Below are 16,594 nucleotides of genomic sequence, written 5' to 3' on the forward strand. Positions count from 1 at the left end.
AAAGCCGAATGTGCCGTGCTGTGTCCGTCGGACCAAGTCCCGCACATTTCAGTCAATAGATGCCGTTCCCGGCCTGAAAGGCTCGAAAAACCCCTTCCCCGGCGACCGGGCCCCGTTCCCGGGGGCTTTGTCAGAATTTCCGCGTGCAGCGGAACTCCCAGCGATCGGGGACCGTTGCGCCCTTGGAATAAAAGGCTGCGCGAAAGCGGAACCTCCCCAGGCGATACTCGATGCCGCAGACGGCATAAGCCTGCCGATCGGCGAGGTCGTGGAGCCGACAAAGCACTCCCCCGCCCACGAAGACGTTGGCCAGGCGGTCCACCGGGTAGTAGGCCGCCACCTCCCCCGCCTGGAACGCCCGCCCCGACGAGGTCAGGAAGGTGTTGCCGTCCAGGATGAGGTCCGGGAGAAGCCCCCGGCCGGTGCAGATCCCGTACCGGGCGTTCAGGACGAGCGTGCAGTCCCCGATGTAGTGGGAATAGCCCACCAGGAACCCCCGCTCGCCGGCCATCCGGTTGCGGGAGACGCGTTCCGGCCTCCCGAAGTTCTCGTGGGCGCCGGGGACCCACAACTTCGGCTGCTCCCCGTCCGCCAGCCCGAAGAAAGCCTTGAAGCGGCTCCCGGGGCCCAGGGGAGAGCCTTCCGGCCCCCCGGGGCCACCGGTCGCTTTCCGGGGACTATCAGGGAATCCGTCGACCGACTCCAGTTCATAGGCGAACGCGTCTTTCCACCGGGCATCGTCCGCGCCGGGGTCCCCGCTCCAGCGGAAGCGTGGAGCGTCCGGTCCGGAACGGTCGTCGGCGAAGGACGGGTCCCACCACGCCCAGGAGATCCCGCGGTCCCGGAGGCCCCAGCAGTACTTCTGGCGGGGGTCGCCGTCCTTTCCGGGCGTGAAACGGCCGTCCCCGTCCAGGTCGGGGCACATGGCGTGCGAACCCCGTTCCACCAGGAGGGCGAAATGCCCTTCGGGGCCGTCGCCCCGGTGAAAGTTCCGGGTATTGTTGATTTCGTGGGCGCTGCAGAGGACGGTACGGAGGCGATACCCGGCGGGGCCCTCCGGGGCGGGGCTTGCGGCTTCCAGGACCAGGAAGGCGTGCTCCATGTCGTTGGGGTGCGCAAGGTCCGCCCAGGTGGGGATGAGCCCCCCCCGCCCGGAATACTCGTTCCGCAGGTAGTAGAACCAGTACTCCACCACGGCTCCCGGTTGCCCCGCGGGCGTCCAGTGCGGATACACATGGTAGTAAACCACGGCTTCAAGGGCCTTTTCGGCGAGAGGCCGGCCCTGGTAGCCCCGGGTCCTCGCGGCGAGGGACAGGCCGGGGGACGCGCCGCCCGGGTCCGCCGCGAGTTCCCCCCCGGCCGGGGCGCAGGGGAAGAAGCGCTCGTCCGGGTGGAAGACAAGCCGGGGGGCAAAGCGCTCGGCCAGGGCGCGCTGAAGGCCGGGATCGAACGCGCCGGTCGACATGGCCGCAAGCGACCGGGTCCCGGCTTCCAGGGGCGTCACCCGCGCCGCCCCGACGAGACAAACCAGGACCAGGGCCATCCCCGGGACGACGAATCGTCTTTGGGGAAAGAGGGATACCCGGCCCGCTCTTTTCTGGTGGTTCGGCTTCAAAGGAGTTCCCCCGAGCTTCGGCCGTCCGGTGTGCATCGGCACTCGGGGTATTCTGCCCTAATCAAACCGCCGTTTCAACCTCTTCTCGAGGCGTTCGAGCTTCTGTCGGATCTCCGCCATGAAGACCCCCTGGATCCGGATTGTTCGCCGGACGGGCCGGGAGGCGGGACGGGCAGTGTCCACCTGTTCGCAGGTGAAGTCCACCCGGCCCTTGAGAAGGTCTCCAGGACGGCAGATTTTCCGGTCGAGGGTCAGCCGTTGCTTCTTCGTGACCCAGACCAGGCCGGTGTTCCCTGGCGGGGAGGGATAGGTCGTCCAATACTGGCACCGGAACCGGCCGTCCTTCACTGTGATTTCCAGGTTGTCGAAGGTCGACGCGGTCTCGTCGTGGAGGAAGATCCGCAATTCCCCGCTTTCCGTCAACTCCGCCTCGCAGAAACGGATTTCGTGGGGGTACTGGAACCGGGTCCAGCAGCGGGCGGTCTGCTTCAGCCGGGGGATGTCGGCCGGCGCTTCCGGTCCGCCCAGGGTGTTCTCGAAGGTCCCGTCCGGGTTCTCCACGATCCACCAGGGGAGGAGGGAAATCTCGCTGGCGAAAAAGGGATCGGAAAGCCCGGGGTCGAAGGCGACCCGCGAACTCCTCTGGGCCGGCTGGGGTCCGGGCGGCTGCGCCGGGAGGTCCGCCGGGGGAAGGCACGCGGCGAGCAGGGCCAGCAAGGTCGCCGCTCTTCCCAGGGTGTTTGGCGAGATCGGCTGTTTTACATCAAGCACTTGGACTCACTGAAAAAATGGGATTTTACTCTTGGTTGGCCTCCGCCTCCCGATTCCAGGTTTCGAGAAGATGATTGAGTCGAGGCAGGAAGGCGCCCGGCTCAGGGCATCCTCTGCCGGAAGAGCGATCTCCATGGGGACGTTGTATCCGATCCCCTCCCCGGGGAATTTACGAAAAACCCTCAACGATGCGACGGAACGGACCGGCATTCGGGTCATGGATCATTTCTCCGTGTACTGGGATCGCCCCCGGACCTGGCTTCGGGTCATTCATGTTCTGGATGAACGTACGGTTCACCCGCCAAGTTGTTTCATTCTTTCCGGGACCTGCGGAACCGGCCGAGTGAAAGGACGACCGTCGCGAAGGCCTCGTCGGCATCGGCAACGAACCTCTCCATCCATGTTTAATTTCTTCCTCCCCCGCCGGGAGCCGCCCGCTGCGCGAGCCATAAGCACCGTTTTTACTGACACCGCTCACGAGGCCGGGTTATAATGTCTTCAGGTCCCGTCCGTGGAGGGAGCCCGAGGGAGGCGGATTTGAACGTCGATCAGCGCGTGGAGTACTGGGATTCCCTGGCCGAGTACGACCTGGTTACGGCGGAGACGATGCTGGCCGGGGGGCGTCTCCTCTATGTCGGCTTCATGTGCCACCAGACCGTTGAAAAAGCGCTCAAGGCGTTGCATTGGTTCGTTTCCGGCGCCGAACCGGAGCGCATCCACTCCTTGACGCGATTGGCCCGCTCGACGGGGATTGCCGGGGAACTCTCCGAGGGTCACCGGGATCTCCTGGACGTCCTGGATCCCCTCAACCTCGAGGCCCGCTACCCCACCGACAAGGAACGTATTCTCGCGTCGCTGACGAAGGAGAGGTGCGAGAATATCCTGGATGAGACGAGGAGGCTGTTCGCATGGCTCCGGCGGAAATACGGGCGATAGCCAGAAGTTACGGGCGAAGGGTCCGGTCAGTCCTCTCCCCGAAGATGGTCGTCCTCTTCGGCTCCCAGGTCGGAGGGGAGGCAGGCCCCTCCAGCGACATCGACATCGCCGTGGTGGTGGATCGGGTGGAGGGGGACTACCTGGACGTCCAGGCCGCCCTCTACCGGGCCCGGCGGGAGATCGACGACCGGATCGAGCCCGTCCTCCTCGAATCGGACCGCGACCCGAGCGGCTTCCTCGAGTCCGTCCTGGCCCGGGGCGAGGTGATCTTTCCGGAACCTGTTGAACCGGCCGGGTGAAAAGGCGGCCGACGCGAAGGACTTGTCGGCATCGGCAACGGGGAGGAGAAATGGTGCCAGGCACTCACTAACCTCCGCTTTTCCCAAGGTGTTTATTCGCATCTGGCACCTTTGGAGTGCGACAGCGAGTCTTCGAGCTGCCGCTTGGTCCCCTCCGCCTTCGTTTCACCGACGCCCCCTCCGGGGTCGGTTTCCGGTCTTTGCTTGCATTTCCGGCGGCTGCCGCCGCCGGCTATTCACGGCAGTCCCCTGCGGGGTCGCCGGCAAGATCAGCCAGCCAGTTATATTGCCCTGATATTTCTCGGGTTGCGATTTAATGCACTATGTCTCCTTGATTGGTAAAGGCTTAGCCGGTACCTGGCACTCTTTGCAGGTCGCCGGAGCGGCGCGGATCTCAACCGTTTGCGGGCCGGTTGGCAATCACGACCCGGCGGAGAAGCCACAACGGCGCTCCGGAAGCCTTCGCGCCTTGGTCTGAGCTTTGTTCAAAGCGGCGCTCCGTCGGAACTTCGCGCCGCACTCCGCAATCTGCAGGCGATGCTCCGTCGGAGCTGACCGCCGCACTCCCCGGGGGATTCACTTGGCCGTCGACGTTCAACGGGGTCAGTTCATCAGCCTCCAGTTGGTGTCGGCCACCGTGGTGAAGGGCCCGGTGGACGTCACGGCGTTGTTGTTCAGGTACCAGTACGACAGGTCGCCCGTGGCGGTGTTGTGCCAGAGGATGTCAGGTTTGCGGTCGCCGTTGAAGTCGGCCAGGGCGCCCACGGTCCAGGGGCTGCTCACGGGGGGGACGTAACCGCCGCCGGCGACGGTGGTCCCGTTCATGTACCAGATGGAGTTCGCCCCGGACGACGGGTTGCGCCAGAGGATGTCCACCTTCCCGTCGCCGTCGAAATCGGCCAGGCCGGCGACGGTCCAGGCGGCGGCGACGCCGGGCACGTAGCCGCTGCCCGTGACGGAGGCGCCGTTGAGATACCAGACCGAGTTGTCCCCGCTGGCGGTGTTGCGCCAGAGCAGGTCGGGGTTGCCGTCGTTGTCGAAGTCGCCGAGGCCGGCCACCGTCCATGGCGCGGGGACGGTGGGGATGGCGGCCGAACCGGCAGGGGTGGTGCCGTTCATCAGCCAGACGGAGTTGGTGCCCGAGGCGGGGTGCCGCCAGAAGACGTCGGTCTGCCCGTCCTTGTTGAAATCGGCGCTCCCGGCAATCTCCCAGGCGGGGTCGACGGTGGCGATGGGGGCGGAGCCCGAGTAGCCACTCCCGTTGAGGTACCACACCGACGCGGCGCCGCTGGAGAGGTTCCGCCAGAGGAGGTCCGTCTTCGCGTCGCTGTTGAAGTCGCAGGGGAGCGGGGTTTCCAGTTCCACGGTGACCACGCTCATGGCGGGCATGTCGAGGAAGAAGGTGTTGTCGGCCTCGAGGGTCGGCGTCCCGGCGGCCTGGGGGACCGGGGAGGCGGAGGTCAGATGGAAGACCCGTCCGCGGGTGTAGGTCATCGGGCCCGTGATCTGGACGTCCGCCGTCCTGGCCGTCGTGGTCTTGTTGATGCCCACGATGACCATCCGGGCGGGGTTGCCGCCCTGCAGGCTGGCGTAGACCGAGGTGTCGGCGATGTTCCCCGTGGACGCCTGGACGGAGGTGTCCCCGAAGGCGCCGAAGAGCCCGTCGAAGTTGCGGAACATGGCGAAGCCGCCGAAGGTGAAGCTGCCGGCGTTGTCGCCCGTGCGCCAGAGGGTGGCGGCGAAGACGTCCTCGCGGCCGAAGATCCCCAGGACGTCCGCCTCGGCGATGGCGCCCGAGATGTGCTCGCCGCCGCCGTAGTAGTACTCGGTGAAAGCCAGCTTCGTCCCGGGGTAGTGGGCGGCGATGCGCGTCTTCATGTCGGGGATCAGGCGGATGGCCTGGTTCCCGAGGTAGTCGACGGCGATCCAGCTGTTCTCGACGTAGGCGGGGTCCCACAGCGAGCGCGGCGCCTGGACCCGCAGGGCGGCCATGGCGGCGTCGGTGTCCTCGTTGGTGACCCGCGGGCCGCTGTGGATGTCGCCGTTGCGGACCTCGGGGTACCAGTGGAGGTCGAGGACGTCGACGAGGCGCCTCCCCTGGGAGGAGTGGGCCGAGGCCATGGAGTCGAGCCAGGTGTCGATGAAGTGCCGCCCGGCGCGGTCCGACGGGTCGGAAAGGGCCACGAAGCCGTAATAGCCGGAGAGGACCCCGCCGAAAACGGTGGCGGCAGGGATCACGTCCTTGATGGCGCCGGCGAACTCGATGTTCTTGCCGATGACCTCGGCGAAGGTGGCCTTGAGCCCCTGGGTCGGGTTGGCCGGGTCGGGGTGGATGCGCCGGTGCGTGGCATACCAGAGGTCGGGCTCGTTGTCCAGGCCGAAGAAGATCTTCTGGCCGAGAGCGCTGCCGTTCCAGGCGTGGTTGGTGACGATCCAGTTGACGAACTCGTCCTGGTAGGAGACGGCGTCGGCGGTGCTGGGCGTGAGGGTGAAGGCCGAGCCTTTCTTCGCGATGCCCTGACGGAAGCGGGTGGCGAGGTAGTCGGGCGTGTTGATGACGTCCCCGCCGCCGTTCTTGTCGGCCGCCACGTACCCCTCGATGGGGACCGTCACCAGGGCGGCGGCCCCGGCGTTGTGGAGGACCGAAATGCGCTGCCCCATGGCGTTGCCCGGGGTGTCCCCGCCGCCGAGGTAGGCGTCGTTCTGGCCTTCCCAGTCGTAGCCCCAGTCGTAGACACCGGCGTTGGAGGCGTTGTTTTCCCAGTTGTAGGCGGTGTAGCGGTCGCCGCCCATCCGGCCGAAGGTCAGGTTCCGCCCCGTGCCTTCCCAGCTGTCGATGGCGTGCAGGTTGGCGCCGTAGATGTAGGGCGAGATGGCGTGGACGCCGCTGCCGGTGTTCACGCTGAAGACCACGTCGGCCACGCGCTCCACGATGGTGAAGTTGGCGTCGCTGGTGTCGGTCAGGGCGCCGTCCCCCGTGCTGGTCACCTTGATGCGGCACTGGCTGGAATAGGAAGCCGGGATGGTCCAGCTGTAACTCCCCGTGTTGGGGGCGGCGGTCTCGAGGGTGGTCCAGGCGGAACCCCCGTTGGTGGACAGCTCGACCCGGACGGAGGGGATGGTGCCGGATCCGGCCCAGGTGACGGGGTGGACGGTCCCGGACGCCCAGCTCTCCCCGCCGTTGGGCGAGGACAGGGTCAGGTAGTCGGCTACCTGCCCCACCTGGATGACGTTGCTGCCCGTCAGGGTCCGCTTCAGGGTGATCCAGGCCTCGCCCGCCGTCGCGTTCCAGGACAGGTAGTAATCGGTGTCCGCCACCAGCGCCACGGAATTGAGCGTCACACCCGCGGGAGAGGTGGCCAGGCCGTCGATGCGCAGCGTGGGGTTCTGGAGGCTCCCGCTGCTCAGGTTGAGGTTGACGAGGGCGGCGTTGCCGGCGGCGGTGACCCAGAAGGCCCGGTAGTTGTGGTCGTAGCCGGCCGGGGAGAGGGCCTGGATGGCCGGGTTGGCCATCCCGACCGGCCCCGTGGCCTTCACGGCGCCGGTGCTGGCGCTGAAGGTGACGGTCCCGTCGTGGATGCGCCGGTTCTCGTCCCGGACCCGAAGCACCCCGCCCTCCGAGGCCGCATCGAAGACGATGGAGAGGGAGTACTGCCCCCACCCGCTTTTGAGCCCGTTCTCCGGGACCCCGTTGATGTCGGTGTTGGCCACGGTGTTGTTCATGTAGCCGTAGGGCATCCCCCAGGTGATCTTCTTGGCCCCGTCGTAGACGTTCATCTGGAAGTCCAGTGCCCAGTTGTTGCTCCCGTTGAGCTGGGTGCCCGAGGAACCGATGTTGTTGGCGCTGCACGACCACGTGGGGTCGCCGGCCAGTTGCTGGGCGTAGGTCTGGGTCTGGACGAACCCCACCTCGCAGCCGTTGTCCCACTCCCGGCAGTAGGGGATGTCGGTGGCGCCGAGGGGCTGGGAGGAACTTCGCTTGCCGGTCCAGGTCCAGTTCCCGTTCAGCAGGTTGGCCGACCCCGACGTGATGGTGGGCATGCGGAAGGAGCCGTTGGCGTCGAACTCCATGCCGTCCGCCGTGGTGAAGGTCGAGGCGCCGTCCCAGAACATGGTGCAGTAGGGCCCGCGCGAGTCGCCCTGGGCGGTACCGTTGCGGGCGTCCACGGTGTTGGCCCACTGGAAGTAGTCGTGGCCGTCCATGAAGACGTAGGTGATGGTTTCGGGGGTGCTGTCGATGGTCTGGGTCCAGGTGAACACCGCCATGTGGGCGCCCTGGTACGTCAGGGTCACCGTCCCCGCCGAGGCGTGGTGGGTGCTGCACCCGTGGTGGGTGGAGGACCCGAAGCCCGAATCTCCCGGGAAGGAGGGGTTCTGGCTGACGCCCCAGACGTCCACCAGGGTGGCGCCGTTGTAGTAGGTCAGGTGGTGGCAGACCCCCTGGAACCCCGTGGCCGAACTCTTGTTGATGGTCGCGGTGCGCTCCAGGCCGTCGTTGTCCAACCAGGTCACCTGGTACGCCTGCCGTCCGTACACCGTGGTGTCCCCCACCGTCAGGGCCGGAAGCACCCCGGCCAGGCACAGGAACAGCACCATCCCCGTCACGCCTCTCGTCAACTTCTCCATCGCCCACCTCCTTGCCCTGTTCTGTTGCGGTCAGGCTACCATGCCGAATCGCGTGATCGTACCATAAAAATCCATGGATCGACCGGGACAGATTACCGATTTTCCCCTTGCTTTTCCGCCTTCCTCATCTATAATCCCCACAACTCACAGAAGGGGAGAGCGTGATGATCCGCACTAAACCTATCATTCTAATGGCATTGTTTTTCGTCGCCCTCGTCGGGGCCGCCCGTGCCGACGGGTTCGCCATCAACGAGCAGGGCGCCCGCGCCATGGCCCAGGCCGGGGCGTTCGCCGCCCGGGCGTCGGACCCTTCGGCCCTCTTCTTCAACCCCGCGGGGATCACGCAGCTGGAGGGGATCCAGTTTTACACCGGCGGCACCGCCATCAAGCAGAAATCCACCTGGGACGGGCCCGGTGTTTCGGTGGACTCCAACGACAAGTGGGAACTCCCGCCCCACTTCTTCATGACCACCCCGCTCGGCGACCGCTTTCACCTGGGCGTCGGGCTCTACGCGCCCTACGGCCTGAGCAAGCGCTGGCCCGACTCCTTCCCCGGCAAGTACAGCTCCCAGCTGGTGAACCTGCAGGTGCTCTGCCTCAACCCCGTGCTGGCGGTGAAGGTCAACGACCGTTTCAGCGTGGGGTTCGGCTTCGACATCGTCCGGGCCATGGCGCGGCTGGACCGGGCCCTGTACCTCCAGGGGCTCTCCAACCAGATCTTCGGCGGTTACCCTCTCGACGACGGGTATTTCAGCGCCGACGTCAAGGACACCCACTACGGCTTCAACGCGGGCGTCCAGTGGAAGATCACCGACCGGCTCAGCTTCGGCGCCTCCTACCGGAGCCAGGTGCGCCTGAAGCTGGAAGGCCGGCTCGACCTCACCACCCCGGTCACGGGGGTTTCGGCCATCGACGCGCAGCTGGCGGCTCTCTTCCCCGACCAGGACTGCGAGACCCGGGTCACGCTCCCCGACCAGGCCTGGTTCGGCCTCGGCGGCAAGCTCACCGACTGGTGGGACACCGAGGTGGACGCCCAGTGGATCCACTGGACCGATTACGACGAACTGCCCTTCTACTTCGACCAGCAGACGGCGGTCATCCGGAACACGGTCATCCCCAAGAACTGGGGCAACGGCTGGGCCATCCGCTGGGGGCACGAGTTCCACCTGGACAAGCACCACGACATCCGCGCCGGCTTCTACGTGGACGGGGCGCCCAACCCCGACGCCACCCTCGACCCCATGCTGCCCGACTCCACTCGCCTCTCGTTCCAGGGAGGCTACGGCTGGCACAAGGGCCCGTGGACCGTGGATTTCGCCTACATGTTCCTGCACTTCATCAAGCGCGACATCAACACCAACCCCGCCTACGGCATCGTGCCCAACACCGGGTCGTACCGCTCCCACGGCCACCTCATCGGCCTGTCCATGGGGTACCGTTTTTGAGGGGACACCGCCCGGGGGCCTCACCATGATCGAGAACAGGCCCTTCGGGCGGACCGGCGAGAGCCTGCCCGTCCTGGGCCTCGGCTGCCAACGGATTGTGGACACCAACGGCTGTGGGGAGGGCCAGGCCCTGGCGGTTCTCCATGCCGCCCTCGACCGTGGCCTGCGTTATTTCGACACCGCCTGGGTGTACGCTCTCGGCCAGTCCGAGGAACGGGTCGGAAAAGTCGCAGAACATCGCCGGAACGAGATGTGGATCGCCACCAAGACCCTGGAGAGGACGCGAGACGGCGCCCTTCGACAGCTGGAAGAGAGCCTGGGGCGCCTCCGGACCGACCGGGTGGATGAATGGCGTCTTCACTGCGTGAACGACCGGGCGGAACTGGACCGGTGCTTCGCCCCCGACGGGGCGATCCATGCGTTGACGGAGGCCCGTGCCCAGGGCTTGGTCCGTTACCTGGGGATTACCGGCCACAGTGACGCGGGGGTCCTGGCCGAAGCGATCCGCCGGTTCCCTTTCGACAGCGTTCTCTTTACGGCCGCCCCTGTCGACCCGGGCCACCCGGATTTTCTGGGTGAACTGCTCCCAACTGCCCGTGCCCGCGGTGCAGCCGTCGTCGGGATGCGGGCCCTGGCAGGGGGATCGCTTCGCGATCTCTGCCCGGAGGCACTGCGCTACGGCTTGGGGCTGCCATTGAGCATCCTTCTCGTGGGGTGTTCGACCGTGGCCCAACTCGAAAAGGACGTGGCGATCGCCGAAACCTGCATCCCTTTCGAGGACCCGGAGAGGCTCGATTTTCTTCGTCGCGCCCTGCTCGTGCCGATCCGGAATCGACCTTTCTGAGGCCGGCCCCTCCCCAGAAGGCGGGGCGGGGATGACCGGAACACCCCTCGTCTCAGCCCCGGTCCCCCGCCAGCCCGATCGCCAGTGAGCGCACCCGGTCGACCAGGAAACCGGCCGCGTCGGGGTCCGGCTGTGTCAGAACCGGGAAGAAAACCAGGCGACGGTGAGCCTCCTCCGTATGCGGCAGGTCCCCCTCCCGGTAACCCTGGAAACCGTCGCCCAAGGGGCCCCTCTCGCGGGTGAACAGGTCGAATCCCTTTTCGAAAAGCGGCAGGCGGTGAAGCAAGGGGAAGCCCCCGCCGGAAGCCGGGACGCCGAGGCCCTTCAGAGCGTCGATCACCTCGGGGGTCAACGTGCCGCGATGCTCCTCGGGAAGGTGGAGGACCGGGAATTCCCGATACCAGACCCGCTCCGCGTCGGGGACGACCTTCACCGTCCTGAAACCAGGCACACCCGACAGACCGGCCTCCACGGTCTCGACCCACGCACGCCGCCGGCGATTCACTTCGGGCAGTCGGTCCAGCCCGACTCCGGCGATGGCGATCCCCAGGGGATGGGCCCGAAGCTTCATGCCGAGGCCGAAGGGTTGTAATTCCACGTGCTCGCGGCAATTGAGAGCCCCCATCCGGCTTAACTGACCCACGAGGCAGGCCCGCTCGAACACGCGGGGATCGCCGGTCGCGAGGACTCCCCCCTCACCCGCGCTGACGAGTTTGGCCCCCTGGAGGCTCCAGCACCCGGCATCGCCCACTGTGCCGACGACCTTGCCTTTCCAGGTGGCGCCGTGGGCGTGGGAGCAGTCCTCGACAATGTGGATGCCGGTGTCCCGCCGAAGGGCCAGCAGTGCGTCCATGTCACAGACATTTCCCCACAGGTGTACCGCCACGATGGCCCGGGTGCGGGGCGTAATCCGGCGGCGCGCATCCGACGGGTCAATGAGGAGTGTCTCCGGCTCGCACTCGCAGAAAACGGGGCGGGCGCCAAGCAGGAGGGCCGGTCCGACAGTGTTGATCCATGTGTAGGTGGGGCAGATCACCTCGTCGCCAGGCCCGATCCCCAACCCGAAATAGGCCGCGAAGAGCGCCGCGGAGCCGTTCATCGTGGTCAATGCGTGCCGAGCGCCGCTCCACCGGCGCCACCGGGTTTCGAACTCCCGCACCGCCCGCGTGACGCCGGAAATCTCGTCGCAGCGGGTCAGTTCCTGGACCAGGTCGGCCTCGGCCTCACCCGGTTGCCGCCACCGGTCCACGAAGAGCGATGAAACCCGGCCGGCGGGTTCAGCGTTCGGCGGAAAACGGTCCGACTGTCCTGAGATCCGACTCTTCACTTTGTTCTCCCTCCGGCGACCGATTCCCAACCTCTCCCGCGGGGACGGTTCGCGCGCTCAACCCCAATTCACCCTTCCGACTCCCCCGTGCCGGGCAAGGGCTTCCCAAATGGGGGGGCCTGCCCTTGCCGCGCTCTCTCCCGGGCTTTCTTGCCGGTGATTTTTCGGAACAGGTCCAGGGCGCCCTTCTGAACGGTCTTCGCCAGGTAAAGCGCCCGGTCCGTCGGCCTCGCGACCCGGGAAACCTTTTCCCCGGAAGCGAAAATCCCGTCGAAGAAGGCGACCAGCCGTTCCTCGCGGAAGGCTTCCGGGACCTTGTCGCCCGCGAAGCAGGGTTCGGAGAGATACCCGCGGTAAAGGGCCTCGTCCCGGTCAACGATCCGGACATGATCGACCAGTTCCCCGAGGGAGGCGAAGCGGTGGGCATTGATGAACGCCGCGGGGTTGAAATCCTCCTCCACCCGGGGGCTTCCCCAGTAGATGGGCACGGCGCCGGCCAGGAAGGCCTCGTAGATCTTCTCGGTGGTGTAGCCGGGGTGGGACGAGTTCTCGTAGGCGATGGCGAAGCGGCACTCCCGGAGGAACGCCACCTTGTCGGGGACCCGGCAGCCCAGGGTGTTGAGGACCCTTCCCCCGGAATCGACCCGCCGGTAGGCGGACAGGGCGTGGAAGAGGTCGATCCGCTCCCGGGCGTTCGGGTTGCTCACCACGAAACCGCAGAAGCGCGTCTTCCGTTTCAGGATCCCGTCGATGTCCCGCGGGCCCAGCAGGAGTCCCGGGGGATAGTAGCAGAGGAAGACCGGCCACCGGAGGTAGCGCGGGTGGGGTTCGAGGTCGAAGCCGACGTGGTAGTCGCTCCGCCGGTAGTCCGGCCGGGTGTTCTCCACGGTGAAGCAGACCCGGGGGCAGGCGTACCGCAGGTGCTTCCAGCCGAAGACGCAGTGGACCAGGACGTCCGCCCGGGGGTTGACCTCGAGGTCGAAGTGTTTCCCCAGCACCGAGACCAGGTAGTTGTCCCGGGGGTCGAAGCCCCCCCAGAAGTCGGTGAACCAGATCCGGATCCTTGCCATATACCACCGTGCGGGAGTACTCTTACCCGGAGCAGCGACTCAAGTCAAGGAAATCGTGGGGTTCCACCGTTTCTCTCCCGGGGGAGGGCCTGATCAATCCCAAGTTCGTCTGGTCCCGGTTCGGGAATCGTTGTATGATGGGATTGTGAACAAGGCCGGAACAAGAAAAGCGCAAGGGGCACGACGTCACACGACAAGAACCCGATCTGTCTGATCACCGGGCTTTGCACATTCACCGCCCTCTGCGGTCACGGTGGCTGCCGCGAAGATTCCCGAAGGCGTTACCATCGAGTATTTGACACCCCGAGCACGAACCTCCCGGCCCTCCGGCGGGCGGGGAATCCCGGAGTCAACGGCTGCAGGCCGGGGCAGGAGGCAACATGCATTTCATCCGGCTGGCTGTGGTAAGTTACGTCCTGTTCACCGCCCCGTTCCTGGCCTCCCGGGAACCGGACAGCCCCCCCTCCCCCGATCCGGCCTGGGCCCAGATGCAGGAGGCCTGGCAGAAGGGCGGCGAAGCGGCACTGCGGGAGTATGTCCGGCAAAACCGGGAATCCATCTCCCCGAAAATGATCCTTGAGACCGTGTCCCGGTCGATCCGGGAACGATCGGAACCCAGGCTCGTCGAAGAGCGTCTCTCCATCGGCCTGGCTGCGGCTGAGGAAATCGGCAGCCGGAATGCCGAGGCGGACGTCCTGAGAATGGCCGCCGATTATTACAACCGGAGCGGGGACAACGACAGGGCCGCCGGGTTCTATGACCGGGCGCTGCCCCTCTACCGGGCCCTGGGAAATCCCGCCCTGGAAGGGGAAGTCCTCCTGGGGCGCGGCCGAGTCTTCCTCATGACCGGGGATATCCCGAAGGCCCGTTCGATGTACGAGCAGGCGCTGGCACTGTGCGAAAAAGCCGACCTCCCCCTGGTTCAGGGGAAGGCGTACGTCGCCGTGGGCGACCTCCACGCGAACAGGGCCGAGATGGCTCAGGCTCTCCACCTTTACGAGAAGGCCCTCCCCTTCCTCGAAAAGGCCAAGGACGCCCACGGCCCGGGGATTGTCTGCTTCAAGTGCGGGGAAATCTACAAGAACACCGGGGACATCGCCCAGGCGCGCGCGATGTACGAGAAGGCGCTTCTCCTGCTGGAAAAGTCCGGTAATCTGACCTACCAGGGCAACGTATACATCAGCCTCTGCATCCTCGGCTACCAGACGGGAGACCTCCCCAAGGCGCTTTCCATGGGAGAAAAGGCCTTGCACTGCTACGAGAGGGCCAACAGCGCCGTCGGTTTGGGGAACGCCTACTGCAACCTCGGCCTGGTCCACTGTTTCTCCGGAGATTATGCGAAGTCGCTGGCAATGTATGAACTGGCTTTGCCTTTCTACGAGAAGGCCAGGTACCCCTGGGGCCTTGGGAACGTCCAGATGCGGCGTGGCGACGTCTACTTCCGCATCGGCGATAACGGACAGGCCCTGGCGATGTTCGAGAAGGCGCTGAGCATCGTCGAGAAGATCGACAACCCCATCTACCAGGCCAACGTGTACCGGAAAATCGGGGATGTCCGATTCCGAACCGGAGCCTATGATCAGGCGCGAGCCATGTACGGCAAGGCACTGGATGCCTACGAGAAAGCCGACTCTGCCCTTGGAAAGGGAAACATGCTCCTGAAACAGGGGGAAATCTGCCGGAAAACCGGCAGCCTCGACCAGGCGATCTCCCTTTATGACCAGGCCCAGGCCGTTTACGAGAAGATCGGCCACCTCATGGGAGTGGGGGACACGTTCCAGTGCCGGGCCGACCTCAGTTTCCAGCAGAACGATTGGGCCCGGGCCGTCTCGAACAGCGAGAAAGCACTTGACTGCTATGTCAGATCCGGTTTCACGGAAGGGCAACTGCTGTCTCTCCGAAGGCAGGGCCTGGCCCTGGCGAAGCAGTCCAGGGATGCCCAGGCGCTGGACCGTTTCGAAAAGTCCTTTGAACTGCTGGAACAGATCCGAAGGCACACCGGGGTCGAAGAACTGAAAATGCGATACCTGGAGGACCGGCTGGACTACATCGAGGAAGCGGCCGGCTTCATGCTTCGGGCCGGGTATGCGGAAAAGGCTTTTCAAACGGCGGAACGGATGAAGGCACGGTTGTTCCTGGACCGCCTCGCCGAAGGGCTGGTCGACCTGGAGAAGGGAGTCGATCCCGATCTGAGAGGTGGTCTCGAAAGGTTGGAATCCGATCTGGACGCCGCCCGCAAGAAAATGCAGGAACCATCCCCTCAACCCTTGCAATCGGAGGAGAGCGAAAAGCGGAAAGCCGAAATCGCCCTCGAGATCGGGGGTATCGAAGCCAGGCTGGCCGAAATGAAAGCCCGTATCCGGCTGCGCAACCCGCTCTACGCCTCGGTGCAGTATCCCGAGCCACCCGCGGTGGCTGAAATGCAGAACAAGGTGCTGTCGGAGAACGAGGTCCTCCTCGAGTATTTTCTGGGCAAGCAGGACGCCTGGTGCTTTGTCCTCACCCGCAAGTCCTTCAGGGCCGTGAAGCTTCCGATGGGGACCGAGGAGTTGAACCGGACGACCTCCCGCCTCCTGTCCTGGATCGTCGAACTGCCCGCCGAGGGAATCGAACGTGGCTCCGGGGAAAAACCGGAAATACCCCGGCCGATCATGGCGGACGCCCGGCGACTGTACAACGGGCTCATCGCTCCGATGGGGAAGGACATCCGGGGGAAATCCATCATCATCGTTCCGGACGGAATCCTCTCCCGGCTCCCCTTTGAAGCGCTGGCCGTCGCCTCGAAGGGTAAAACCATTTATCTGATAGAAAATCAGGCGGTTAGCTACACACCTTCCGCGGCGGTCCTGCTATTCTACCGGACCCGTTACCACCGAAGCGGCGCGTCCGAGCGTTTCATCGGCCTGGGAGACCCGGTCTACGATTACGAGAAGTTCCGGGCGGGCGAACCGGAGTCCAGGGTCAACCTGTCGTGGGAAACGCTTTCTCCGAGCCTCGCTCGGCGGAATGAAGGCAGTGCAGGGGCGGAACTGGAGCGTCTGCCGGGGACCGGCGAGGAGGTCCGGGCCGTGGAGCGCCTTTTTCGTGAATCCGGAAGAGACGAGAAGGCCTTTTTACGGGACGAGGCGCGTGAGGAACTGATCCACTCCGATTTGGTATCGTCTGGCGGCTACATTCACCTGGCAGCGCACGGAATTCTGGGGGACGACTACCAGGCCATCGCCCTCTCCCGGATCCCCGGGTCAAAAGAGGATGGGTTGCTGAGCCTCGGTGAGATCATGAATCTGAAGTGGAATGCTCGGCTGGTAGTGCTCTCCGCGTGCGAGACAGGCTTGGGGCCGATTCAGCGTGGCGAGGGGGTGACGGGCCTGGCCAGGGCCGTGATGTACGCGGGGAGCCCTGCGGCCGTTGTGAGCCTGTGGAGTGTTTCTGACGTGGGGACCCGGGAACTCATGACCCGCTTCTATGGAAAAATGATCCGGGATGGGCTTCCACCCCCGGAAGCCTTGCGTCGGGCGAAACGGGAGATGGCCGCGAGCGCGAAGTGGAACTCGCCGTTTTTCTGGGCGGCTTTCGTCCTGTACGGGGAATGACGACCGGGGACGCCCTGGGGGGGGGTGAGCCTGCACTTCACCGATTCACCTGACGAAGGGTCGATTCC

10 protein-coding genes are annotated in these 16,594 nt (G+C 65.5%); 5 read left to right on the plus strand and 5 right to left on the minus strand.

Annotation, left to right across the window (positions count from 1 at the left end):
* Positions 1-130: 130 nt before the first annotated feature.
* Positions 131-1,615: a hypothetical protein gene (locus KA419_11125; GenBank protein MBP7866493.1), complete on the minus strand. Its 1,485-nt coding sequence runs from the start codon at positions 1,613-1,615 to the stop codon at positions 131-133.
* Between the two features lie 57 nt (positions 1,616-1,672).
* Complete coding sequence (locus KA419_11130; GenBank protein MBP7866494.1) at positions 1,673-2,332, minus strand: hypothetical protein; 660 nt, start codon at positions 2,330-2,332, stop codon at positions 1,673-1,675.
* Positions 2,333-2,878: 546 nt separating this feature from the next.
* On the opposite strand from KA419_11130, the gene KA419_11135 reads away from it, so the two are divergent.
* Both KA419_11135 and KA419_11140 read left to right on the plus strand, forming a co-directional pair.
* Positions 2,879-3,322 carry a HEPN domain-containing protein gene (locus tag KA419_11135; GenBank protein ID MBP7866495.1) on the plus strand — a complete coding sequence of 148 codons (444 nt, stop codon included), beginning with the start codon at positions 2,879-2,881 and terminating at the stop codon, positions 3,320-3,322.
* The gene (locus KA419_11140; GenBank protein ID MBP7866496.1) at positions 3,295-3,621 is read left to right on the plus strand and encodes a nucleotidyltransferase domain-containing protein; all 327 of its coding nucleotides are present in this window, start codon (positions 3,295-3,297) and stop codon (positions 3,619-3,621) included. Before KA419_11135 ends, KA419_11140 begins: the two co-directional genes overlap by 28 nt.
* 603 nt (positions 3,622-4,224) lie before the next feature.
* Here KA419_11140 and KA419_11145 read toward each other — a convergent pair.
* The gene (locus tag KA419_11145) at positions 4,225-8,247 is read right to left on the minus strand and encodes an FG-GAP repeat protein (protein ID MBP7866497.1); all 4,023 of its coding nucleotides are present in this window, start codon (positions 8,245-8,247) and stop codon (positions 4,225-4,227) included.
* A 164-nt stretch (positions 8,248-8,411) separates the two neighbouring features.
* On the opposite strand from KA419_11145, the gene KA419_11150 reads away from it, so the two are divergent.
* Together KA419_11150 and KA419_11155 are read left to right on the plus strand one after the other, a co-directional pair.
* Positions 8,412-9,692, plus strand: coding sequence for an outer membrane protein transport protein (locus KA419_11150; protein ID MBP7866498.1), 1,281 nt, complete (start codon positions 8,412-8,414; stop codon positions 9,690-9,692).
* 25 nt (positions 9,693-9,717) lie between these two features.
* Positions 9,718-10,536 (plus strand): aldo/keto reductase, encoded by an 819-nt coding sequence (locus KA419_11155; GenBank protein ID MBP7866499.1) that lies wholly within the window; start codon positions 9,718-9,720, stop codon positions 10,534-10,536.
* A gap of 52 nt (positions 10,537-10,588) precedes the next feature.
* On the opposite strand, the gene KA419_11160 is transcribed toward KA419_11155, so the two are convergent.
* Complete coding sequence (locus tag KA419_11160; GenBank protein MBP7866500.1) at positions 10,589-11,863, minus strand: DegT/DnrJ/EryC1/StrS family aminotransferase; 1,275 nt, start codon at positions 11,861-11,863, stop codon at positions 10,589-10,591.
* Positions 11,864-11,931: 68 nt separating this feature from the next.
* The gene (locus KA419_11165; protein ID MBP7866501.1) at positions 11,932-12,933 is read right to left on the minus strand and encodes a glycosyltransferase; all 1,002 of its coding nucleotides are present in this window, start codon (positions 12,931-12,933) and stop codon (positions 11,932-11,934) included.
* 380 nt (positions 12,934-13,313) lie between these two features.
* Here KA419_11165 and KA419_11170 point away from each other — a divergent pair, with 380 nt between their 5' ends.
* The gene (locus KA419_11170) at positions 13,314-16,526 is read left to right on the plus strand and encodes a CHAT domain-containing protein (GenBank protein ID MBP7866502.1); all 3,213 of its coding nucleotides are present in this window, start codon (positions 13,314-13,316) and stop codon (positions 16,524-16,526) included.
* The last annotated feature ends 68 nt before the right edge of the window (positions 16,527-16,594 follow it).

It is taken from the genome of Acidobacteriota bacterium (assembly GCA_018001935.1).
Lineage (GTDB): Bacteria > Acidobacteriota > JAAYUB01 > JAAYUB01 > JAAYUB01 > JAGNHB01.

Bases quoted from the DNA above. Each gene is read 5' to 3' on its own strand.
- KA419_11170 (MBP7866502.1), top strand. From the start codon at position 13,314: ATGCATTTCATCCGGCTGGCTGTGGTAAGTTACGTCCTGTTCACCGCC.
- KA419_11165 (MBP7866501.1), bottom strand. From the start codon at position 12,933: ATGGCAAGGATCCGGATCTGGTTCACCGACTTCTGGGGGGGCTTCGAC.
- KA419_11140 (MBP7866496.1), top strand. From the start codon at position 3,295: ATGGCTCCGGCGGAAATACGGGCGATAGCCAGAAGTTACGGGCGAAGG.
- KA419_11135 (MBP7866495.1), top strand. From the start codon at position 2,879: ATGTCTTCAGGTCCCGTCCGTGGAGGGAGCCCGAGGGAGGCGGATTTG.
- KA419_11145 (MBP7866497.1), bottom strand. From the start codon at position 8,247: ATGGAGAAGTTGACGAGAGGCGTGACGGGGATGGTGCTGTTCCTGTGC.
- KA419_11155 (MBP7866499.1), top strand. From the start codon at position 9,718: ATGATCGAGAACAGGCCCTTCGGGCGGACCGGCGAGAGCCTGCCCGTC.
- KA419_11150 (MBP7866498.1), top strand. From the start codon at position 8,412: ATGATCCGCACTAAACCTATCATTCTAATGGCATTGTTTTTCGTCGCC.